The organism is Kluyvera sp. EC_51 (genome assembly GCF_019584505.1).
In the GTDB taxonomy this organism is placed as follows: domain Bacteria; phylum Pseudomonadota; class Gammaproteobacteria; order Enterobacterales; family Enterobacteriaceae; genus Kluyvera; species Kluyvera sichuanensis.
Map to the genome: position 1 here is coordinate 102,069 of NZ_VDAG01000115.1, position 21,873 is coordinate 123,941.

23 protein-coding genes are annotated in these 21,873 nt (G+C 55.4%); 16 read left to right on the top strand and 7 right to left on the bottom strand.

Translation table 11 applies throughout. From position 1 onward, the window contains the following. Window positions 1-51 precede the first annotated feature (51 nt). From rbfA to mtr, 8 genes are all read left to right on the top strand, one after another. Window positions 52-456, top strand: a complete 405-nt coding sequence (rbfA, locus tag FHC49_RS22465) for a 30S ribosome-binding factor RbfA (protein ID WP_185667820.1) — start codon at window positions 52-54, stop codon at window positions 454-456. Continuing rightward, entirely contained in the window at window positions 456-1,400 is a 945-nt protein-coding gene (gene truB, locus FHC49_RS22470) for a tRNA pseudouridine(55) synthase TruB (RefSeq protein ID WP_185667821.1), read from the top strand. Before rbfA ends, truB begins: the two co-directional genes overlap by 1 nt. Before the next feature lie 152 nt (window positions 1,401-1,552). After that, the gene (gene rpsO / locus FHC49_RS22475; RefSeq protein ID WP_035891092.1) at window positions 1,553-1,822 is read left to right on the top strand and encodes a 30S ribosomal protein S15; all 270 of its coding nucleotides are present in this window, start codon (window positions 1,553-1,555) and stop codon (window positions 1,820-1,822) included. Between the two features lie 357 nt (window positions 1,823-2,179). Then, entirely contained in the window at window positions 2,180-4,315 is a 2,136-nt protein-coding gene (pnp, locus tag FHC49_RS22480) for a polyribonucleotide nucleotidyltransferase (protein ID WP_185667822.1), read from the top strand. 110 nt (window positions 4,316-4,425) lie between these two features. Then, window positions 4,426-5,310, top strand: coding sequence for a lipoprotein NlpI (gene nlpI, locus FHC49_RS22485; protein WP_185667823.1), 885 nt, complete (start codon window positions 4,426-4,428; stop codon window positions 5,308-5,310). Window positions 5,311-5,415: 105 nt separating this feature from the next. Further along, window positions 5,416-5,496: a protein YrbN gene (yrbN, locus tag FHC49_RS22490; protein ID WP_100249910.1), complete on the top strand. Its 81-nt coding sequence runs from the start codon at window positions 5,416-5,418 to the stop codon at window positions 5,494-5,496. Further along, complete coding sequence (locus tag FHC49_RS22495) at window positions 5,489-7,459, top strand: DEAD/DEAH family ATP-dependent RNA helicase (protein WP_185667824.1); 1,971 nt, start codon at window positions 5,489-5,491, stop codon at window positions 7,457-7,459. The genes yrbN and FHC49_RS22495 overlap by 8 nt, the downstream gene beginning before the upstream one ends. Before the next feature lie 145 nt (window positions 7,460-7,604). Beyond that, entirely contained in the window at window positions 7,605-8,849 is a 1,245-nt protein-coding gene (mtr, locus tag FHC49_RS22500; RefSeq protein ID WP_220440892.1) for a tryptophan permease, read from the top strand. 90 nt (window positions 8,850-8,939) lie between these two features. Here mtr and FHC49_RS22505 read toward each other — a convergent pair whose 3' ends face one another. The 3 genes from FHC49_RS22505 to FHC49_RS22515 form a co-directional block, all read right to left on the bottom strand. Beyond that, window positions 8,940-9,947, bottom strand: coding sequence for a luciferase-like monooxygenase (locus FHC49_RS22505; protein ID WP_185667826.1), 1,008 nt, complete (start codon window positions 9,945-9,947; stop codon window positions 8,940-8,942). Between the two features lie 134 nt (window positions 9,948-10,081). After that, entirely contained in the window at window positions 10,082-10,960 is an 879-nt protein-coding gene (locus tag FHC49_RS22510) for a U32 family peptidase (RefSeq protein ID WP_185667827.1), read from the bottom strand. Window positions 10,961-10,968: 8 nt separating this feature from the next. Then, on the bottom strand, window positions 10,969-11,964 hold the full coding sequence (locus FHC49_RS22515) for a peptidase U32 family protein (RefSeq protein WP_220440893.1): 996 nt from the start codon (window positions 11,962-11,964) through the stop codon (window positions 10,969-10,971). Between the two features lie 219 nt (window positions 11,965-12,183). Here FHC49_RS22515 and FHC49_RS22520 point away from each other — a divergent pair, with 219 nt between their 5' ends. Further along, window positions 12,184-12,708 (top strand): SCP2 domain-containing protein, encoded by a 525-nt coding sequence (locus tag FHC49_RS22520; protein WP_220440894.1) that lies wholly within the window; start codon window positions 12,184-12,186, stop codon window positions 12,706-12,708. Further along, window positions 12,702-13,205, top strand: a complete 504-nt coding sequence (locus FHC49_RS22525) for a GNAT family N-acetyltransferase (protein WP_185667830.1) — start codon at window positions 12,702-12,704, stop codon at window positions 13,203-13,205. The genes FHC49_RS22520 and FHC49_RS22525 overlap by 7 nt, the downstream gene beginning before the upstream one ends. Here FHC49_RS22525 and FHC49_RS24505 read toward each other — a convergent pair. Next, on the bottom strand, window positions 13,192-13,476 hold the full coding sequence (locus tag FHC49_RS24505) for a GIY-YIG nuclease family protein (RefSeq protein ID WP_370631787.1): 285 nt from the start codon (window positions 13,474-13,476) through the stop codon (window positions 13,192-13,194). The two genes, FHC49_RS22525 and FHC49_RS24505, sit on opposite strands and share 14 nt — an antisense overlap. Before the next feature lie 54 nt (window positions 13,477-13,530). On the opposite strand from FHC49_RS24505, the gene FHC49_RS22535 reads away from it, so the two are divergent. Continuing rightward, window positions 13,531-13,956: a YhbP family protein gene (locus tag FHC49_RS22535; RefSeq protein WP_185667832.1), complete on the top strand. Its 426-nt coding sequence runs from the start codon at window positions 13,531-13,533 to the stop codon at window positions 13,954-13,956. On the opposite strand, the gene FHC49_RS22540 is transcribed toward FHC49_RS22535, so the two are convergent. Further along, entirely contained in the window at window positions 13,953-15,398 is a 1,446-nt protein-coding gene (locus FHC49_RS22540; RefSeq protein WP_220440896.1) for a Cu(+)/Ag(+) sensor histidine kinase, read from the bottom strand. The genes FHC49_RS22535 and FHC49_RS22540 overlap by 4 nt on opposite strands. Continuing rightward, complete coding sequence (locus FHC49_RS22545) at window positions 15,388-16,071, bottom strand: copper/silver response regulator transcription factor (RefSeq protein WP_185667834.1); 684 nt, start codon at window positions 16,069-16,071, stop codon at window positions 15,388-15,390. Before FHC49_RS22545 ends, FHC49_RS22540 begins: the two co-directional genes overlap by 11 nt. 191 nt (window positions 16,072-16,262) lie before the next feature. Between FHC49_RS22545 and FHC49_RS22550 the strand changes: the two genes are divergently transcribed. Both FHC49_RS22550 and FHC49_RS22555 read left to right on the top strand, forming a co-directional pair. Then, complete coding sequence (locus tag FHC49_RS22550; protein WP_185667835.1) at window positions 16,263-16,574, top strand: type II toxin-antitoxin system HigB family toxin; 312 nt, start codon at window positions 16,263-16,265, stop codon at window positions 16,572-16,574. Continuing rightward, complete coding sequence (locus FHC49_RS22555) at window positions 16,571-16,987, top strand: type II toxin-antitoxin system HigA family antitoxin (protein WP_185667836.1); 417 nt, start codon at window positions 16,571-16,573, stop codon at window positions 16,985-16,987. The genes FHC49_RS22550 and FHC49_RS22555 overlap by 4 nt, the downstream gene beginning before the upstream one ends. A gap of 95 nt (window positions 16,988-17,082) precedes the next feature. On the opposite strand, the gene FHC49_RS22560 is transcribed toward FHC49_RS22555, so the two are convergent. Further along, complete coding sequence (locus FHC49_RS22560) at window positions 17,083-18,369, bottom strand: sugar ABC transporter substrate-binding protein (RefSeq protein ID WP_220440897.1); 1,287 nt, start codon at window positions 18,367-18,369, stop codon at window positions 17,083-17,085. 512 nt (window positions 18,370-18,881) lie between these two features. Between FHC49_RS22560 and FHC49_RS22565 the strand changes: the two genes are divergently transcribed. The 3 genes from FHC49_RS22565 to FHC49_RS22575 are packed head-to-tail and all read left to right on the top strand — an operon-like array spanning window position 18,882 to window position 21,871. Continuing rightward, window positions 18,882-20,267 carry a Cu(I)/Ag(I) efflux RND transporter outer membrane protein gene (locus FHC49_RS22565; protein ID WP_220440898.1) on the top strand — a complete coding sequence of 462 codons (1,386 nt, stop codon included), beginning with the start codon at window positions 18,882-18,884 and terminating at the stop codon, window positions 20,265-20,267. A 24-nt stretch (window positions 20,268-20,291) separates the two neighbouring features. Then, a complete protein-coding gene (locus FHC49_RS22570; RefSeq protein WP_220440899.1) occupies window positions 20,292-20,636 on the top strand; it encodes a copper-binding protein in 345 nt (114 codons plus the stop codon). Continuing rightward, window positions 20,636-21,871 (top strand): efflux RND transporter periplasmic adaptor subunit, encoded by a 1,236-nt coding sequence (locus tag FHC49_RS22575; RefSeq protein WP_220440900.1) that lies wholly within the window; start codon window positions 20,636-20,638, stop codon window positions 21,869-21,871. The genes FHC49_RS22570 and FHC49_RS22575 overlap by 1 nt, the downstream gene beginning before the upstream one ends. Window positions 21,872-21,873: the final 2 nt, after the last annotated feature.

A 21,873-nucleotide genomic window follows, 5' to 3' on the forward strand; every position in this document is an offset into this window, starting at 1 on the left:
CAATTATTTCAAAAGGGGCTGATAGCCCCTTTTTTGTCTGGAGAATTTATTATGGCGAAAGAATTTGGTCGCCCGCAGCGCGTGGCCCAGGAGATGCAAAAAGAGATCGCAATCATCCTGCAGCGCGAAATTAAAGATCCTCGTCTGGGTATGATGACCACCGTTTCCGGTGTCGAAATGTCCCGTGACCTGGCCTATGCCAAAGTGTTTGTTACCTTCCTGAACGATAAAGATGAAGCGGCGATTAAATCCGGCATCAAAGCACTGCAGGAAGCCTCTGGTTTTATCCGCTCCCTGCTCGGGAAAGCGATGCGCCTGCGTATCGTGCCGGAACTGACCTTCTTCTACGACAACTCGCTGGTTGAAGGTATGCGCATGTCTAACCTGGTGACCAGCGTGGTGAAGCATGACGACGAACGTCGTGTGAACCCAGCGGACGACAGCAAGGAGGACTGATGAGTCGTCCTCGTCGTCGCGGCCGTGATATTCACGGCGTATTGTTGCTGGATAAACCGCAAGGCGCATCCAGCAATGATGTGCTGCAGAAGGTAAAGCGTATTTATAACGCCAACCGTGCCGGTCATACCGGCGCGTTGGATCCGCTGGCGACCGGCATGCTGCCGATTTGCCTCGGTGAAGCCACCAAGTTCTCCCAGTACCTGCTGGACTCCGATAAGCGTTATCGTGTGATTGCCCGCCTGGGCCAGCGCACTGATACCTCGGACGCCGACGGACAAATCGTGGAAGAACGCCCGGTGACCTTTAGCGATGCGGAACTGGCCGAAGCGCTGGAGAGCTTCCGTGGAGACACCCAACAGGTGCCGTCCATGTATTCGGCGCTGAAGTATCAGGGTAAGAAGCTGTACGAATATGCGCGTCAGGGCATTGACGTACCGCGTGAAGCGCGTCCGATTACCGTCTATGAGCTGCTGTTTATTCGCCACGAAGGCAACGAGCTGGAGCTGGAAATTCACTGCTCAAAAGGCACCTATATTCGAACCATTATCGACGATCTGGGTGAGAAACTCGGCTGCGGTGCGCACGTGATTTTCCTGCGTCGTCTGGCGGTCAGCAAATACCCGGTTGATCGTATGGTTACGCTGGAACAGCTGCAGGCATTGGTCGAACAAGCCGAGCAGCAGGGCGTTCCAGCAGCGGAACTGCTCGACCCGCTATTAATGCCGATGGACAGTCCGGCTTCAGACTACCCAATAGTCAATATCCCTTTAACCTCATCGGTTTACTTTAAAAATGGTAACCCGGTGCGGACGTCAGGCGCACCGCTGGAAGGTCTGGTTCGTGTGACGGAAGGCGAAGAGGGCAAATTCCTCGGCATGGGCGAAATCGACGATGAAGGCCGCGTGGCACCACGCCGTCTGGTGGTTGAATACGCTGAGTAAGCCAGATTGTGTGGCTTGCGATAACAGAGCGCTGCGAGTAGAATGTCGCGGCTTAACGCCTGCTTAATTGTTTAACAATTGGCAAGCGTTATATCAGGGGCTGCTGAATTAGAGATCGGCACCCTTTCTTTCTTTTAAATTTGGAGTTCAAAATGTCTCTAAGCGTTGAAGCTAAAGCACAAATCGTTTCTGAGTTCGGTCGTGGCGCAAACGACAGCGGTTCTACCGAAGTTCAGGTTGCACTGCTGACTGCACAGATCAACCACCTGCAGGGTCACTTTGCAGAGCACAAAAAAGATCACCACAGCCGTCGTGGTCTGCTGCGCATGGTTTCTCAGCGTCGTAAACTGCTCGACTACCTGAAACGTAAAGATGTTGCACGCTACACCGCGCTGATCGAGCGTCTGGGTCTGCGTCGCTAATTCTAGCGAGTTTCAGAAAGAGGGGCCTTTATGGCCCCTTTTTTCCACCAGACGACGGCAATTTAAAAGAATTGAGTGCCCGTAGAAACGCTGTCTGCGCCCCGGTAATCCTCCCTGTCTACGTTTCGTTTAGACAAAATTGAGCTGAAATTACCGACACAGCAGTATTTTGAAAGATAACGGGTATAATGTATTGTTGTTGTGCATATTCTTCGTTGCAGAGGTTCGCGCGGCTAATGAGAGGCTTTACCCGCATCGGGTTAGGGTTGTCATTAGTCGCGAGGATGCAAAGAAGATCGGTTTCATCGGTCGGTACGCCAGAGGGTGTGCCACCATTTAATAAGAAAGGATAGAATTTTGCTTAATCCGATCGTTCGTAAGTTCCAGTACGGCCAACACACCGTCACGCTGGAAACCGGCATGATGGCGCGTCAGGCAACTGCCGCTGTTATGGTTAGCATGGATGACACCGCGGTATTCGTTACCGTTGTAGGTCAGAAAAAAGCGAAACCAGGCCAGGACTTCTTCCCGCTGACCGTTAACTATCAGGAGCGTACCTACGCTGCTGGTCGTATCCCAGGTAGCTTCTTCCGTCGTGAAGGCCGCCCAAGCGAAGGCGAAACCCTGATTGCGCGTCTGATTGACCGCCCGGTTCGCCCGCTGTTCCCAGAAGGCTTCGTTAACGAAGTTCAGGTTATTGCTACCGTTGTTTCCGTTAACCCTCAGGTTAACCCAGACATCGTTGCTATGATTGGCGCATCTGCTGCCCTGTCCCTGTCCGGTATTCCATTCAATGGTCCAATCGGTTCTGCTCGTGTTGGTTACATCAACGACCAGTACGTACTGAACCCGACTCAGGACGAGCTGAAAGAGAGCAAGCTGGATCTGGTTGTTGCCGGTACCGAAGCTGCCGTACTGATGGTTGAATCCGAAGCAGAACTGCTGAGCGAAGACCAGATGCTGGGTGCCGTGGTATTCGGTCACGAACAGCAGCAGGTTGTTATCAAAGAGATCAACGAGCTGGTTAAAGAAGCGGGCAAACCACGTTGGGATTGGCAGCCCGAAGCCGTCAACGAAGCGCTGAACGCGCGCGTTGCTGCGCTGGCAGAATCTCGCCTGAGCGACGCTTACCGCATCACCGACAAACAAGAGCGTTATGCTCAGGTTGACGTGATTAAATCTGAAACCATCGCTCAGCTGGTTGCAGAAGACGAAACCCTGGACGCTAACGAACTGGGTGAAATCCTGCACGCTATCGAGAAAAACGTTGTTCGTAGCCGCGTACTGGCAGGCGAGCCGCGTATCGATGGTCGCGAAAAAGACATGATCCGTGGTCTGGACGTACGTACTGGCGTTCTGCCACGTACTCACGGTTCCGCGCTGTTCACCCGTGGCGAAACTCAGGCGCTGGTGACTGCGACCCTGGGCACCACCCGTGATGCACAGAACCTCGACGAGCTGATGGGCGAGCGTACTGACAACTTCCTGTTCCACTACAACTTCCCTCCGTACTGCGTAGGTGAAACCGGTATGGTCGGTTCTCCTAAGCGTCGTGAGATTGGTCACGGTCGCCTGGCGAAACGCGGCGTGCTGGCAGTCATGCCAGAGCTGGACAAATTCCCGTACACCGTTCGTGTGGTTTCTGAAATCACCGAATCTAACGGTTCTTCTTCCATGGCTTCCGTATGTGGTGCTTCCCTGGCGCTGATGGACGCAGGCGTGCCTATCAAAGCTGCCGTTGCGGGTATCGCGATGGGTCTGGTGAAAGAAGGCGACAACTTTGTTGTTCTGTCTGACATCCTGGGCGACGAAGACCACCTGGGCGATATGGACTTCAAAGTGGCGGGCTCCCGCGACGGTATCTCTGCACTGCAGATGGATATCAAAATTGAAGGTATCACCAAAGAGATCATGCAGGTTGCTCTGAACCAGGCTAAAGGTGCGCGTATGCACATCCTGGGCGTGATGGAACAGGCGATTAACGCGCCACGTGGCGACATTTCTCAGTTCGCTCCGCGTATCCACACCATCAAGATCAATCCAGACAAGATCAAAGACGTTATCGGTAAAGGCGGTTCTGTTATCCGTGCCCTGACCGAAGAAACCGGCACCACCATCGAAATCGAAGATGACGGTACCGTGAAGATCGCGGCGACCGACGGTGAAAAAGCGAAATTCGCTATCCGTCGTATCGAAGAGATCACTGCAGAAATCGAAGTAGGTCGTATCTACAACGGTAAAGTGACCCGTATCGTTGACTTTGGCGCGTTCGTTGCCATCGGTGGCGGTAAAGAAGGTCTGGTACACATCTCTCAGATCGCTGACAAGCGCGTTGAGAAAGTGACCGACTATCTGCAGATGAACCAGGAAGTACCGGTTAAGGTTCTGGAAGTTGACCGTCAGGGCCGTATCCGTCTGAGCATTAAAGAAGCAACCGAGCAGTCTCAGCCTGCCGCCGCAGCACCAGCTCCGGCAGCAGAGCAGGGCGAGTAAGGTTTGCCTTTGCCCTCCGCGTTTGCGGAGGGCACATTTAGCTGGCCGGATGCCTTGTTTGCAGGCGGGGGACAGGACGTTCATCCAATTGTTGTCTTCGGGAGTGGGAAATGAAGCCTTTTTTGCGCTGGTGTTTCGTTGCGACAGCACTCACGCTGGCAGGATGCAGCAACTCTGCCTGGCGTAAGAGTGAAGTCCTCGCAGTGCCATTGCAACCGACTTTACAGCAGGAAGTGATCCTGGCACGCATGGAACAAATTCTTGCCAGTCGGGCTTTAACCGATGACGAACGCGCACAGCTTTTATATGAGCGCGGAGTGTTGTATGATAGTCTCGGTCTGAGGGCATTAGCGCGTAACGATTTCTCGCAAGCGCTGGCAATCCGACCTGATATGCCTGAAGTATTCAACTACTTAGGCATTTATTTAACGCAGGCAGGCAATTTTGATGCTGCCTATGAAGCGTTTGATTCTGTACTTGAGCTTGATCCAACTTACAATTATGCGCACTTGAATCGCGGCATCGCGCTTTATTACGGTGGCCGTGCGAAGTTAGCGCAAGATGATCTGCTGGCGTTTTATCAAGACGATCCCAATGATCCTTTCCGCAGTCTGTGGCTTTATCTCGCTGAGCAGAAGCTCGATGAGAAGCAGGCGAAAGATGCGTTGAAGCAACGCTTCGACAAATCGGATAAAGAACAGTGGGGATGGAACATTGTCGAGTTCTACTTAGGCAACATTGACGAAAAAACGTTAATGGAACGCCTGAAGGCGGACGCAACGGATAACACCTCGCTCGCTGAGCATCTCAGTGAAACCAACTTCTATTTAGGTAAGTATTACCTAAGTCTTGGGGACAAGGACAGCGCTACGGCACTGTTCAAACTGGCGGTTGCCAACAACGTACACAACTACGTTGAGCACCGATACGCATTGTTGGAATTATCGCTCCTGGGCCAGGACCAAGATGACCTGGCAGAATCGGACCAGCAATAGCTGACGACTACATCAGCCCGTAATCTTTTTGATTGCCATCACCTTCGCGGGTGAGGGCGTTGTTGTTCGTTAATACACCTACTTTGAGCCGGTTCACACTTTTCAATGAAAATTGCAGATCAATTTCATGATGAGTTATGTAGACTGGCCGCCATTAATATTGAGGCACTTGTACTACATGGCTGAATTCGAAACCACTTTTGCAGATCTGGGCCTGAAGGCTCCTATCCTTGAAGCCCTTACCGATCTGGGTTACGAAAAACCATCTCCGATCCAGGCTGAGTGCATTCCGCACCTGCTGGGCGGTCGTGACGTTCTGGGTATGGCCCAGACAGGTAGTGGTAAAACCGCAGCGTTTTCCCTGCCACTGCTGAACAATCTCGATCCTGAGCTGAAAGCACCACAGATTCTGGTGCTGGCCCCGACCCGCGAACTGGCGGTTCAGGTGGCTGAAGCAATGACTGAGTTCTCTAAACATATGCGCGGCGTAAACGTGGTTGCCCTGTACGGCGGCCAGCGTTATGACGTGCAGTTACGCGCCCTGCGTCAAGGGCCACAGATTGTCGTCGGTACTCCAGGTCGTCTGCTTGACCACCTGAAGCGCGGTACCCTGGATCTCTCTAAACTGAGCGGTCTGGTACTGGACGAAGCTGATGAAATGCTGCGTATGGGCTTTATCGAAGACGTTGAAACCATCATGGCTCAGATTCCAGAAGGTCATCAGACCGCGCTGTTCTCTGCAACCATGCCGGAAGCTATCCGACGTATTACCCGTCGCTTTATGAAAGATCCACAGGAAGTACGCATTCAGTCCAGCGTAACGACCCGCCCGGACATCAGCCAGAGCTACTGGTCTGTGTACGGCATGCGCAAAAACGAAGCGCTGGTACGTTTCCTGGAAGCGGAAGATTTTGATGCGGCGATTATCTTCGTTCGTACCAAAAACGCGACCCTGGAAGTGGCTGAAGCCCTGGAACGTAGCGGCTACAACAGCGCCGCGCTGAACGGTGACATGAACCAGTCCCTGCGTGAGCAGACTCTGGATCGTCTGAAAGACGGTCGTCTGGACATCCTGATCGCAACCGACGTTGCGGCACGTGGTCTGGACGTTGAGCGTATCAGCCTGGTTGTTAACTACGACATCCCAATGGACTCCGAGTCTTACGTTCACCGTATTGGTCGTACCGGTCGTGCGGGTCGTGCTGGCCGTGCGCTGCTGTTCGTTGAGAACCGCGAGCGTCGTCTGCTGCGCAACATCGAACGTACTATGAAGCTGACCATTCCAGAAGTTGAGCTGCCAAACGCAGATCTGCTGGGCAAACGCCGTCTGGAAAAATTCGCCGCGAAAGTACAGCAGCAGCTGGAAAGCAGCGATCTGGATCAGTACCGTGCACTGCTGGCGCAAATCCAGCCGACGGCTGAAGGCGAAGAGCTGGACGTTGAAACGCTGGCCGCTGCGCTGCTGAAAATGGCACAGGGCGAACGTTCTCTGATCGTTCCACCAGATGCGCCAATGCGTCCTAAGCGTGAGTTCCGTGACCGTGACGATCGTTTCGAACGTCGTGACCGTAACGACCGCAATGACCGTGGCCCTCGTGGCGACCGTGCAGAACGTGGTGGTGAAGATCGTCCTAAGCGCGAACGTCGTGACGTTGGCGATATGGAACTGTACCGCATTGAAGTGGGTCGTGATGACGGCGTTGAAGTTCGTCACATCGTTGGCGCTATCGCGAACGAAGGCGACATCAGCAGCCGTTACATTGGTAACATCAAGCTGTTCGGTACCCACTCTACCATCGAACTGCCAAAAGGCATGCCGGGCGAAGTACTGCAGCACTTTACTCGTACCCGCATCCTGAACAAGCCGATGAACATGCAGCTGATCGGCGACGCGCAGCCTCGTCCAGAGCGTAGCGGTCGTAGCTTCGGCGGTGAACGTCGTGAAGGTGGTCGTAGCTTCGGTGGCGAACGTCGTGAAGGCGGTCGCGGTTTCGGCGGTGAGCGTCGTGAAGGCGGTCGTGGTGATGGTCGTCGTTTCAGCGGTGAGCGTCGTGACGGTGGTAACCGTGCGCCGCGCCGTGATGATGCAGGCGCTGCTCCACGTCGTGATGACTCTACCGGTCGTCGTCGTTTCGGCGGTGACGCATAAGCCTCACGGTTTAAAAGCGTAAAGTAATATATACAGCCCCGATCGTCATGATTGGGGCTTTTTTTATTCCATTTGTACTCGTGTACTGGTACAGTGCGACACATTAAAATGCAGTAGCAAAATAATACACTGGAGAAAAGGCTGTATGGCGACACTAACCACCACCCAAACGTCACCTTCGCTGCTTGGCGGCGTGGTGATCATCGGCGGCACAATCATTGGTGCGGGAATGTTCTCTCTGCCGGTGGTCATGTCTGGGGCGTGGTTCTTCTGGTCGATGGCGGCGCTGGTGTTTACCTGGTTCTGCATGCTGCATTCGGGGTTGATGATCCTTGAAGCAAACCTCAACTACCGTATTGGTTCGAGCTTCGACACCATTACCAAAGATCTGCTGGGCAGGGGCTGGAACGTGGTGAACGGCATCTCTATTGCCTTCGTGCTCTACATTCTGACCTACGCCTATATCTCGGCGAGCGGCTCGATTCTGCATCACACCTTCGCTGAGATGTCGCTGAACGTCCCGCCTCGGGCCGCAGGCTTTGGCTTTGCGCTGCTGGTGGCGTTTGTGGTGTGGTTGAGCACCAAAGCGGTGAGCCGCATGACCGCTATCGTGCTGGGCGCCAAGGTGATTACCTTCTTCCTGACCTTTGGTAGCCTGATGGGGCACGTCACGCCTGCCACGCTGTTTAACGTGGCTGAGACTCACGCCAGCTATACGCCTTACCTGTTGATGACGCTGCCGTTCTGTCTCGCCTCGTTTGGCTATCACGGTAACGTACCGAGCCTGATGAAGTACTACGGCAAAGATCCTAAGACCATCGTGAAGTGCCTGGTGTACGGCACGCTGCTGGCGCTGGTGCTCTATACCGTGTGGTTGCTGGGGACGATGGGCAACATCCCGCGTCCGGAGTTTATCGGCATTGCGCAGAAGGGCGGTAATATTGATGTGCTGGTGCAGGCGCTGAGCGGCGTGCTCAATAGCCGTAGCCTGGATCTGCTGCTGGTGGTGTTCTCAAACTTTGCGGTGGCGAGTTCATTTCTTGGGGTGACGTTGGGTCTGTTTGACTATCTGGCGGATCTGTTCAAATTTGATGACTCTGCGCTGGGTCGTTTCAAAACCGCGCTGCTGACCTTCCTGCCGCCGATTATCGGTGGCCTGCTGTGGCCGAACGGTTTCCTGTATGCCATTGGCTATGCTGGGCTGGCGGCGACCATCTGGGCGGCGATTGTCCCGGCGCTGCTGGCGCGTAAATCCCGTAAGCGCTTCGGTAGCCCGAAATTCCGCGTCTGGGGTGGTAAGCCGATGATTGCGTTGATTCTGGTCTTTGGTGTGGGTAACGCGCTGGTACACGTGCTGTCGAGCTTTAATCTGCTGCCGGTTTATCAGTAAGGTATTCGCCCCCTAACCCTAACCCTCTCCCCACGGGGGAGAGGGAATCTTGCCCCCTCGCCCCTTTGGGGAGAGGGGGATCGCACCGCACTATCCCAACAATTCTTTCTTCACATCCATCGCCAACCCAAACGAATGCAGCCGCGCCTGATGATCGAAAATCTGGCCATTAACCATAATCTCATCCGCCTGCGTTTCCCGCAGAATTGACTCCAGCCCGTGGCGTACTTTGGCCTTATCGCCCACCAGCGACATCCGTAGCGCCTGGTCAACGCCGTATTTCTCCGATGGCGTCCAGAAGTGCTCCATCTGCTGAATCGGCGGCGGCAGCTGCCCGGTCTCTCCACGACGCAGTTTCGTGAACGCTTGCTGCATGGAGGTAAAGAGGAATTCGGCATCGCGGTTGCTGTCGGCGGCGATGATATTGATGCATACCATCGCATACGGTTTTTCCAGCCGCGCCGACGGTTTGAAGTTGGTGCGATAGAGATGCAGCGCCTGGAACAACATGTCCGGGGCGAAGTGTGAGGCGAAAGCAAACGGCAGGCCGAGCTGTGCGGCAAGCTGCGCGCCGTACAGGCTGGAACCGAGCAGCCACACCGGGATCTTCTCGCCATAGCCCGGTACCGGGCGCACCTGCGGGTCAGGGTCGACCGCATCAAACCAGTCCACCAGCTCCGCGACGTCGCGCGGGAAGTTATCGATATCGCCGCTCATATGACGGCGCAGCGCGCGCATCGTTGGCTGATCGCTGCCCGGCGCACGGCCAAGACCCAAATCTATACGTCCTGGATAGAGCGTGTTGAGCGTACCGAACTGCTCGGCAATCACCAGCGGCGAGTGGTTAGGCAGCATCACGCCGCCGGAACCCAGATGCAGCGTGGTGGTGTGGGCGGCGAGGTAGCCAATCAGCACCGAGGTGGCCGCACTGGCGATACCCACCATATTGTGGTGTTCTGCCAGCCAATAGCGGTGGTAGCCGCGCTTTTCAGCGAGCTGTGCCAGAGAGAGCGAATGGGAGAAGGCTTCTCGTGCGGAGGAACCTTGAGGGATCGGCGCAAGATCGAGCACCGAGAATGCAACGGTTTTGTCAGTCATAAAGGCTCACTTTGCTACAGCATAGTCATCAGATTGAAGGTCTTGTTCCCGCCGGGCATCCCCGGCCAGAAAAGCTGCATCTTTAATAATGCATTAAAATCTGACCATTGTTGTTAACAAAGTGAGCGGTTTTATCAGGCCTGCAACTCCAGTCCGGCCAGACGCTTCCAGTAACCGTTGCAGTCGCTATTAGCAGTCAGCGGCAGTGGGGCAGCACCGTTTTCGTTAGCGCGGAAGGCGTCGAGCATGGCGAAGGTCTCATTGCCCATCGGCGACAGACGTACCATATCGACCAATCCGTGCATCGACGTCAGTTCGTTGCCGAGGTTATAAACGTAGCCGCTCATGGTCTGAATGCCATTCAGCACGAAGACCTGCTGATTCTCCTGCGACAGCATGCTGCGCCCGTTCGGGTACTTGATGCAGCAGGTCTCACACTCATCCTTTGGCTTATCTTCCGAACGCGCGGTAAAGCAGCGGGCGGAGTAGGCCAGCGGCAGATGGCCGTAGCTCAGCACTTCCACTTCAAACTTATCGCGGATGCCCAGCTCTTCACACTGATTGAGCAGGTTCACCAGCCAGTCGCGAGACAGCTCAACCGGCATGCACCAGCGCACCATGCCCTGCTTTTGCAGCAGGCGTAGGGTAACGGCGTTGTAGCAGTTCAGCGCGTGACCGGCGACAAACGGCAGCTTGCGCTCGGCGCACAGGTTCACCACTCCAAGGTCGCTGGCTTCAACCAGAAAATCACCGTTTTCCACGTAACGCTTAAGCTCGCCCAGTTCGGATGATGCCTGGACCAGCGCCAGCGTAGAGAGCACGACCTGTTTGCCGCTGCCGGCGAGGGATTTCGCCATATCCAGCCAGTCGCCGACTTTGGTCGCGCGGCGTTTGCTGCACACTGCTTCACCGAGGTAGATGGTATCGGCGCTGCTGTTAGCGGCCTGCTGGTAAAAATCTTCCAGCGTCTCTTTTGACCAGTAGTAAAGCACCGGTCCTAATGAATATTTCATTGCTGTTCCTACTGCCATTTACGGTGATAAGCGCCGAGGGTGGTCTGGGTGCCTTCTGACATCGAGCCGAGCGTCTCCATCCACGCGGCCTGCGGGACGAAGTTTTGCGGGTCAGCCATGCAGCGGTCAATCGCCTGACGCCACACCTTCGCCACCTGGCTGACGTACGCTGGGCTACGCTGGCGGCCTTCGATTTTCACCGAGGCGATATTGGCGGCCAGCAACTCCGGCAGCAGCTCCAGGGTGTTGAGGCTGGTTGGCTCTTCCAGCGCGTGATAGCGCTCGCCGTCGACCAGGTAGCGGCCTTTGCACAGCGTCGGGTAGCCAGCGTTCTCGCCATCCTGATAGCGGTCGATCAGCACTTCATTAAGGCGAGACTCCAGCCCCTGCGGGGTTTGCTGCCAGCGCACGTAGCGTGCAGGTGAGCAGGCGCCAACGGTGTTCGGCGACTCACCGGTCAGGTAAGATGAGAGATAGCAGCGGCCTTCGGCCATGATGCACAGGCTACCGAAGGCAAATACCTCCAGCGGCACCGGCGTAACGCGAGCGAGCTGCTTCACCTGGTGAATCGACAGTACGCGCGGCAGCACTACGCGGGCCACATCAAAGTTACGGTGGTAGAAATTAATCGCCTCTTCGTTGGTCGCTGATGCCTGAACGGAGACATGGCGCTCAATATGTGGGTAGCGCTCTGCGGCATACTCAAGCATGGCGAGGTCGGCGAGGATCAGCGCATCGGCGCCCAGCTGCGCAGCCATATCCACGGCGCGCTGCCAGCGGACGTAGCCGTCCGGGTGGGCAAAGGTGTTAATCGCGATGTGCAGCTTACGGCGATGCTGATGCACGAAGTTAACGGCTTCCTGCAGTTTCTTTTCGGTAAAATTAAGACCGGCGAAATGGCGGGCGTTGGTATCGTCCTTCAGCCCGATATACACCGCATCGGCTCCGTTTTCGATAGCCGCCTTTAGCGCCGGGAGGTTTCCGGCAGGGCAGAGCAACTCCATAATTCTTCCTGAGTTAGCGGCCCAGCAGGGCGCATTATTGTTAATGAATGAGGATTTTAGTTAACCTATCGCTAATCATTTTTGATTTGAGGCAGACAAAAGCGTATTGATGACGCCAATAATCCGCCTACCTCACGACATAATTGTTGATTTACGCCGCTATGTCGTTTAACTGATATGGCAAAATAACGGAACTATTGCATTCAGGGAGTAAAGCTTGTGTTGGATAAACTGCGTTCACGTCTGGTCCATGTTGCACCGACTCTGATGAGCGTTCCGGTGAAATTCACGCCGTTCGCGCTTAAACGGCAGGTCCTTCAGCAGGTGTTAAGCTGGCAGTTCCGCCAGGCGCTGGATGACGGTGAACTGGATTTTCTTGACGGCCGCTGGCTGAGTATTGAGGTGCGTGATATTGGCCTCACCTGGTTTACCTCCGTTGAGAACGGGCGCTTAATCGTCAGCGACGCCGCTCAGGCGGACGTGAGCTTCAGCGCGGATGCCAGCGATCTGTTAATGATCGCCGCGCGCAAACAGGACCCGGATACGCTCTTCTTCCAGCGTCGGCTGGTGATTGAAGGGGATACGGAGCTGGGTCTTTATGTCAAAAACCTGATGGATGCCATTGAGCTTGAGCAGATGCCGAAAGCGCTGCGCATGATGCTGATGCAGCTGGCTGATTTCGTAGAGGCTGGCCTAAAATCACCATCAGAAACTAAACATACATCGGTAGGTGAGCCATGCTGATTCGAGTAGAAATAGGAATAGATGCGCCGGGCATCGACGCGCTGCTGCGTCGAACCTTCAAGCGTGACGGTGAAGCCAACCTGGTGCGCGAGCTGCGCGAAGATGGCTTGATCACGCTCGGGCTGGTAGCAACGGACGATGAAGGCCATGTTGTGGGTTACGTCGCGTTTAGCCCGGTCAGCATTGAAGGCGAAGAGTTACAGTGGGTGGGGCTGGCTCCGCTGGCGATTGACGAAGCCTACCGCGGTCAGGGGCTGGCGCGTCAACTGGTCTATGAAGGGCTGGATTCGCTCAATGAATTTGGCTACGCGGCGGTGGTGACGCTGGGTGAACCTGAACTCTACGGTCGATTTGGCTTTGAGCGTGCGGCACAGTACGATCTGCGCTGTCGTTGGCCGGGCACCGAAGAGGCGTTTATGGTACATCGTCTGGCAGACGACGCGCTGAACGGTGTTCACGGGCTGGTGGAGTATTCTGACCACTTCAATCGTGTTTAAGGCCGCTCAGTAACGTTTCGAATGAACCGTCACCGGCAACGAGGCGCTCTTTCTGGCGCTTCGTTAGCTGCTTAATGCGGTACTCCAGGCGCAGTGCCAGCGCGTGCTCGCCAACCTCACCGGAAAACGCCAGCCGCAGCTCGCCTTTGCCGCGCAACGCTTTCGCCCCTTTACCGCTTTGATGCTGGTGGAACCGTCGTTCAACATCGGTGGTGATACCGGTGTACAATTTGTCGTCCTCAGTACGGACGAGATAAAGAAACCAACGCACGTGTGGCAACCTGTCTATGTGGATGAACGCACCATAGCATAACGGAGAGAACGGATGGAAACCCTCACTGCCATTAGCAAATGGCTGGCAAAACAGCATGTCGTCAGCTGGTGCGTCGCAAAGGAAGGCGAGCTATGGTGCGCTAACGCGTTCTACGTTTACGACGCGCAGCGTGTCGCCTTTTACCTGCTTAGCGAAGAGACCACCCGCCATGGTCAGATGACGGGACAGCAGGCACCCGTCGCCGGGACGATCAATGGCCAGCCAAAGACCGTAGCGTTGATTCGCGGCGTGCAGTTTAAAGGCGAGATTCGCCTGCTGAGCGGTGACGAAGCCGATGAAAAACGCGCGCTCTACGTTAAACGTTTCCCCGTTGCCCGGATGCTCTCTGCGCCGGTGTGGGAACTGCGCCTTGATGAACTGAAGTTCACCGATAACACGCTCGGCTTCGGCAAGAAGCTGCACTGGCTGCGCGACTAAGCCTTAAGCGTCGGCAGTTCAATGATAAAGCGCGTGGCGACGGTATCTGACGTCACGCTAATCTTTCCGTGGTGCGCCCGGACGATCGACTTCACGATCGCCAACCCAATTCCGCTGTTTTCCCCTTTCCGCTGCCGTGAAGGATCAACCCGGTAGAAGCGATCGAACAGGCGCGGCAAATGCTCCTCGGCAATCGGCGTGCCGGGATTTTCCACGCTGTAGATGACCCTTTCGTCATGCGCGCTCACTTGGACGGTGACCGACATCCCGCGCGGGGTGTAGCGGATGGCGTTGGAGAGCAGGTTGTTGATGACCCGGCGGATCATCAGCGGATCGCCCATCACCAGCGACGGTTGCCCGACAAAGCGCAGCGCCACGTCGCGCTCTTCCGCCCAGGCTTCAAAGAACTCAAACACCTTCATGGTTTCCGTCTGCAGATCCAGTGGTACGCTCTCCGGCACCAGCAGGTTCTCATCCGCCTGCGCCAGAAACAGCATATCGCTGACCATTTTTGCCATCCGGTTGTACTCCTCAAGGCTGGAGTAAAGCACATCTTCCAGCTCTTTGACCGTCCGGGGATGGCTGAGCGCTATCTCGGTCTGGGTGACCAGATTGGTGATTGGCGTGCGCATCTCGTGGGCGATATCGGCGGAGAAGTTGGCCTGACGTCGGAACACATCCTCGATCCGGCCGATCATCTGGTTAAACGAGATAACCAGCTGTTCCAGCTCGATCGGCACGCGGGTGGGATCCAGCCGCACGTCGAGATTTTCCGAGGTGATGTTTTTGATCTCCAGGCTGACGTCACGCAGCGGCTGGTGGCCTTTACGCACCGCGATCAACACGATCACCACGATAAACAGGCTGATGACGGCGGCGATCATCATCAGGTTGCGTTTGAGCTCTTTGAGATAGTGCAGATGGAAGTCTATCGACAGCGCGGTCAGCAGCGTGTAGCGCTGGGTATCGCTCTGAATCGTGGATGCGATAACCCGGTAGGTCGCCGTCGGCATGGCGCTGGCGTCGTGGCCTGCCATCGGCGGCATACTGCTGCCGACCCAGCGGAACATGCGCTGGGATTTCAACGCCTGGGAAAACTGGGGAGAGGCAAAGATCGGCGACAGATCCGGTCCGGTGGGGGAGCGATACAGCAGCGGATTGTTCTGGCTGCGCAGCAGCACGACGATATTGCGATAGCCCGCCAGTGCGCTCTGGATATTGGCAAGCTTCTCGGCCTCTGAGACATCTGGCGCCGTGAGCTGCGCATTAAGCGTCGCGTTCACCTGCTTAAGGTCATTCACATCCTGCTCGGCGAAGTGTTTTTCCACCGAATGCAGCATCATTCCGGTAAAGGCGGCAAACGCGAGAATGGTCGCCAGGCTGATAAAAAAGGTCAGACGGGTGGCAAGCGAGAACGGGCGGCGACGCGCGTTAACCTTCATCGCGAACCTCAAGCACATAGCCGACGCCGCGTACGGTCTGAATCAGCTTCGGGGTAAAGTCGTTATCGATTTTGGCGCGCAGGCGCTTGATGGCGACGTCGATAGCGTTGGTGTCGCTGTCGAAATTCATATCCCAGACCTGGGAGGCAATCAGCGAACGCGGTAACACCTCGCCCTGATGACGCAGGAAGAACTCCAGCAGCGTAAACTCTTTGCTGGTCAAGGTGATGCGCGTATCGCCGCGGGTCACCTTGCGGGAGACTCTGTCGAGCGTGAGGTCGGCAACCTGCAGTTGGCTCTCAACGATCACTGCCGCCCCACGGCGCAATAACGTTCTGACGCGCGCCAGCAGTTCGGCAAAAGCGAAGGGCTTCACCAGATAATCATCGGCGCCCAGTTCCAGCCCTTTCACCCGATGCTCAATGGTGCCGAGCGCGGTGAGCAGCAGGATTGGCATCCCTTTGTTGGCTGCGCGCAGCATGCGCACAATATCCCAGCCGTTGACGTCAGGCAGCATAATATCCAGCACAATCAGGTCGTAATCGGCGGTCATCGCCAGGTGATAACCGTTGAGGCCGTTGTCGGTGTGATCCACCACAAAGCCCGCTTCCGTCAACCCCTTTGCCAGGTATTCGCCCGTTTTGACCTCGTCTTCCACCACCAGAATTTTCATCTGCCCTCCATCGCCGCTGTGTGATGGAGCCATTCTAATGAGGAGTCGGCGAGGACGGAATACCTGATGGGGAGTTTCCTTAAACGGAAGAGAAGGCGAGCGCGCTGTCCGGATGTGGATATTGTTTCCATATTGTCAACAAAATGGCGGCTTGCTAAAATGTTCCAATATGGAAACATGGAGGTTATGTCGTGCATGTCATATCAAGGGCGCCATTTGATGAGGCGGTGAGGAAATACCCAAATGAGACCACCGCACTGGATGATACATATCGGGTTTTAAAACGAGCAAACGCCGCCACTCCGGATGAACTCAGGCAGTATTTTAGCAGCCTGGATCGTATGAAGTACCGGGATAAATGGTGGGTTATTGATATTAGCGGTAACACATTGAGAATGATGTTTTTTGCCGATTTCGAACGGGGAAAGGTGTTTATTAAACATATCACCACACATCCGGAGTATGACCGATTAACAAAATATTATCGGGAGCATAGAGAATGATTTTCAGAGAAGCGATCAAAGCGGCCAACGATCTCGCCAGCATTGTGCCACTGTTGGGTGGGAGTACATCTCGTAAAGATTATGAAGAGGCGCTGGAGCTGATTGAGTATCTGTTGGAGAACGAGCCCGATAGCCCTCTTGTTGATATGCTGGCCAGCAAAATAGCGGCCTATGAAGATAGTGCCGTAGAGTTTGCTGCATTTAATACACGTATTGCAACCGGATGTAACGGCGTAGCGCTACTGCGTGTGTTGATGGACCAGCATGGACTAAAGCAGTCAGATTTTGAGCATGAAATAGGTCAAAGATCGTTAGTCAGCCGAATACTGAATGGAGAGCGGGCCCTGACGCTCGATCATATGCGCGCGCTGGCAAAACGCTTTAACCTCCCCGTATCAGCATTTGTAGATTAAGCACATATTCGTGTAGCCCGGCCGAGCGCATGCGACGCCGGGTTTGGCACCGAGTTACCCCGGAGTCGGCGCTGACGGCCTCGTCCGGGCTACATTTATTCCGCCCACGCGTTCTGGCGCTTCAACTCCTCGTTCACCTTGCCGTTAATCTCCTTCAACACAGCGGGAATATCGCCTTCGCAGCTGGCGTAGATTTTATTAAAGCCGTCGGCGGTGATTTGCCGCACCGGGATCCAATTTGGGATCTGTGGCATGTAGCGCCCCTCTTTGGCGTAGGTTTCCGCGAACACTTCCCAGCGCGGATCGTCATGATAATCTTTGATATTCAGCGTCTTGTTAATGGGCAGACGGACGATCGGCATTGAGGTGCTGTCGGTCGCCATACCGATCTTCTGCCCCTCAGGCGAGATCAAAAACTCAAGGAACCGCTTCGCCGCCGCTTTATGCTGGCTGGTCTTCATCAGGAATGCCGTGGTACCTTCCGCCATGGAGATGGCGCCGCCGGGGCCTGCCGGTGGTGGCACGACGGTGTAGGTTTCTTTGCCCGGATCTTTATCGAACAGCGCGATGTGGTACGGGCCGGAGGAGTACATTCCGGTCTGCCCGGAGCGGAACGAGGTGTTGGCATCGGCGGTGGTGTGGTTAATCGCTCCCGGCTGCGCCAGCCCTTCGCACACCATCCCGCGCATAAACGTCATCGCGGTGACCATCTCTTTGCTGTCCAGCGCCGCTTTAAATTTCCCCGGCTGCGTTGCCACCAGGTAGTTCGCTCCCGCCTGCCACAGATAGGACGATGAGAACGAGCTGGCATAGCCGCGGGTGGTCGCTAATGGCATGGTAAAGCCATAGGTGTCGTTTTTACCGTTGCCGTCCGGGTCGTCATGGGTAAACGCCTTCGCCACGTTTTTCAGCTCCTCCCAGGTGGTCGGGGCTTTCAGATTGAGCTTATTCAGCCAGTCCTGACGGATAAACAGCGCGTAGGTATGCGCAGAGGTTGGGACACCGTAATATTTCCCGTCCGGCAGTTGAGTGGATTTCCACGCCGCCTCATAGACATCGCCGCCGCCCTTTAGCTCACCCGGCTTAATTTCATCGACGATGCCGAGCTGCACCATCTGGCCGACGATAATCGCATCGTTGAACACCACGTCCGGCAGCGCGTTGCCGGTAGCCGCCCGTGCCAGACGCTGGTCGAAGTCGGTCACCGCGTTGAAGTATTTAATCGATATCCCGGTCTCTTTTTTAAACTGGTCCGCAAGCTGTTGGTAAATCACTTTTGAATCGTTGCTGGCGCGGATCCAGACATCCAGTTCTTCGCTGAAAGCATTATGTGAAAGGCTAATTAACAGGGCCAAACCCAGCGCTTTGGTTTTGAATTGCATATATTGACTCCGATTTTTTACGGTAGATATTTGCCATCCCTGAACAGAGGTAAGGATTGGTGAAAAAAGGAACGAAAATGATGATAGGAGCGTGACGATGATGAAACAATGTTTTGAAAATGTAATTGCAGGAATATCAGATAATGATGTGGATGAGTTCACAAGGAAAATCAGGCGATATTTATTCTCGATAATTTAACCGTATGAAAAGATTACCGTTATCGTTTTGTACTAAATAAACACGGGGGGATAGCAAGAGAATAAATTCGTGAGCGTGCTAGCCTTTTTCCGTGAAAGCGTGATCGCCAATGAATATTGCAGAAAAAAAAGAGCAATTTTTTGGCCCATTATTATTTCCCACCGCGATTGCGGCTTATTTTTCGCCATGCCGATCACGTTCCACCGCGCGTAAATGACAGCTTTGTCATTAACCTGTCACCGAGCAAACAGAGTCACCTCCGTAAAGTAGCCACATAGCCAGCCCCTTTTGATTCGGCTGAACAGGACGTGACATGTTTAAAGTAAAACAACTGACGCTGATGATGGCGTTCATTCTAGCCGGATGCACCTCGCTGGCACCGGATTACCGACAGCCGGAAAACGTAGTACCTCAGCAGTTTTCGCTGTCTCAGGGGGCGTTGGTGCCGAGCGGCGGCCAGTGGCAGGAAACCGGCTGGCAGACCTTTTTCGTCGACCCACAGGCGAAACGCCTGATTGATGTCGCCCTGCACAACAACCGTGATTTACGCATGGCGGTGCTGAACGTTGAAGCCGCGCGCGCGCAGTACAACGTGACCGACGCTGGCCGCTACCCGCAGCTTGATGGCTCGACGGGCGGCAGCTATGAAGGCGACCTGCAGGGAAAAAACGCCACCACTAAAAGCTATAGCGCGGGCCTGAACCTGAGCTTCGAGCTCGACTTTTTCGGCAAGCTGAAAAACATGAGCGAGGCGGATCGGCAGAGCTTTTTCGCCAGCCAGGCCGCCCAGCGGGCGGCGCAGATTGTGGTGGTGACGAACGTCTCGCAGGCATACTTCAACCAGCGGCGGCTAGCAGCCCAGTTGGCGATCGCCAAAGAGACGCTGCGTAACTACCAGCAATCCTACGCGTTTGTGGAACAGCAGCTGGTTACCGGTAGCACCAACGTGCTGGCGCTGGAGCAGGCGCGTGGGGTGATTGAAAGCACCCGTGCCGATATCGCCCAGCGCGAAGGTGAGCTGGCGCAGGCCAATCACGCGTTGCAGCAGCTGTTAGGCACCTACAACACCCCGCTAAGCGATGACGTGCAGAACGTCACGGCCGTGAAGCCACTGCCACTGCCAGCTAACCTGCCATCGACCATTCTGCTTCAGCGTCCGGACATCATGGAGGCCGAGCACCAACTGCGCGCGGCGGATGCCAATATCGGCGTGGCCCGCGCGGCCTTCTTTCCGTCGATAACGTTAACCAGCGGCATTTCGAGCAGCAGTTCGTCGCTCTCCAGCCTGTTCAATGCGGCAAGCGGCATGTGGAACTTCGTGCCGAAAGTGGATCTGCCCATCTTCAATGCCGGGCGTAACGAAGCCAACCTGGCACTGGCTAACGTGAAGCAGCGTCAGGCGGTGGTGAACTACGAACAGAAAATTCAGGCAGCCTTTAAAGCGGTGGCCGATGCGCTGTCGCTTCGCGAAAGCATCGAAGGCCAACTGGTGGCGCAGCAGCGTTATTTAGCGTCGCTGCAAATTACCCTGCAGCGCGCCCGCGGATTATATGCCAGCGGTGCGGTGAGCTATATCGAAGTGCTCGATGCCGAGCGCGCTATCTTCACCACGCAGCAGGCGATCCTCGATTTACTTTATTCCCAACAGGTTAACGAAATTAATTTATTCACCGCACTCGGTGGCGGCTGGAAAGCGTAACCCTTTATTCAGGAGATTCTCGATATGCGTAACGTAACGATGTTGGTTGGCGGAATGTTGATGGCGATGACGCTGAACGTTCAGGCCGCCGAAATGCAGCATGACGGACATGGCCAGATGATGGAAATGAATACCCAGCAGGCGGTTATTCAGGGTACCGGCGTGGTGCAGTCCGTGGATAAAGCGGCGAAAAAAATCACCATCGCCCACGAAGCCATTCCCGCCATTGGCTGGCCGGCGATGACCATGCGCTTTACCTATTCCGCGCCCACCGAAGCTATTAATCAGCTGAAAGAGGGCAGTCACGTGAACTTCTCCTTTATTCAGCAGGGGAACATCTCGCTGCTTCAGGATATTAAGTCAATCTGATGGCTAAATTAAAATATACGGCCGCCATTGTCTGTAGCCTGATTATTGGCGGCCTGGCGACGGCGGTGATAAGCCGCTTTATGGCGCCGAACGCCCAGGCTGAATCTCAGCCTGCCGAGCGTAAGGTGCTGTACTGGTACGATCCGATGAAGCCCGACGTGCGCTTCGATAAGCCGGGTAAATCGCCGTTTATGGACATGGACCTGGTGGCGAAATACGCCGATGAGGGCGGGGATGCGCAGTCGAGCGGCGTCCGTATCGACCCCACTCAGGTGCACAACCTGGGGCTGCGTACGGAGAAAGTCAGCAAGGGCCGCCTCAACTATGGCCAGACCCTTCCGGCGAACGTCAGCTACAACGAATACCAGTTTGTGATTGTCCAGGCGCGCGCCGAAGGGTTTACCGAAAAGGTCTCCCCGCTGACGGTGGGCGACAAAGTGCGTAAGGGCACGCCGCTGGTGGAGGTCACCATTCCTTCGTGGGTGGAAGCGCAGAGCGAATACCTGCTACTGGCAAGCTCAGGCGGCACGGCAAGCCAGCTGGATGGCGTGCTGGAACGTCTGCGGCTGGCGGGCATGCCGGAAGCGGATATCCAGCGGATGCGCAGCACACGCCGCGTACAGACGCGCTTTACCCTTACCGCGCCTATCGATGGCGTACTGACGGCCTTTAGTCTGAAAAGCGGTATGAACATCGCCAAAGACAGCGTGGTGGCGCAGATTCAGGGCATGGACCCGGTGTGGATCACCGCCGCCGTGCCGGAATCGATCGCTTATCTGCTTAAAGACTCCACCCAGTTTACGGTGGCTATCCCGGCCTACCCGGACAAAACCTTCCCGATCCAGAAATGGTCTATCTTGCCGAGCGTCGACCAAACCACGCGTACGCTGCAGGTGCGTTTGCAGGTGAATAACCCGGATGAACTGCTGAAGCCGGGGATGAACGCCTACCTGAAGCTGAACGCGCAAAGCGACGAGATGCTGCTGATCCCGTCTCAGGCGGTGATTGATACCGGCGATGAGCAGCGGGTGATTACGGTGGCGAGCAACGGTGAGTTTGTGCCGAAAAAGATCCAGGTGCTGCATGAATCTCAGCATCAGGCCGGCATTGGCGCGGGGCTATCGGAAGGGGAATCGGTGGTGCTGAACGGCCTGTTCCTGATCGACTCGGAAGCGAATATCAGCGGCGCGCTGGACAGAATGCGGCATACCGCTGACGCCCACGCTGGGCATTAAGG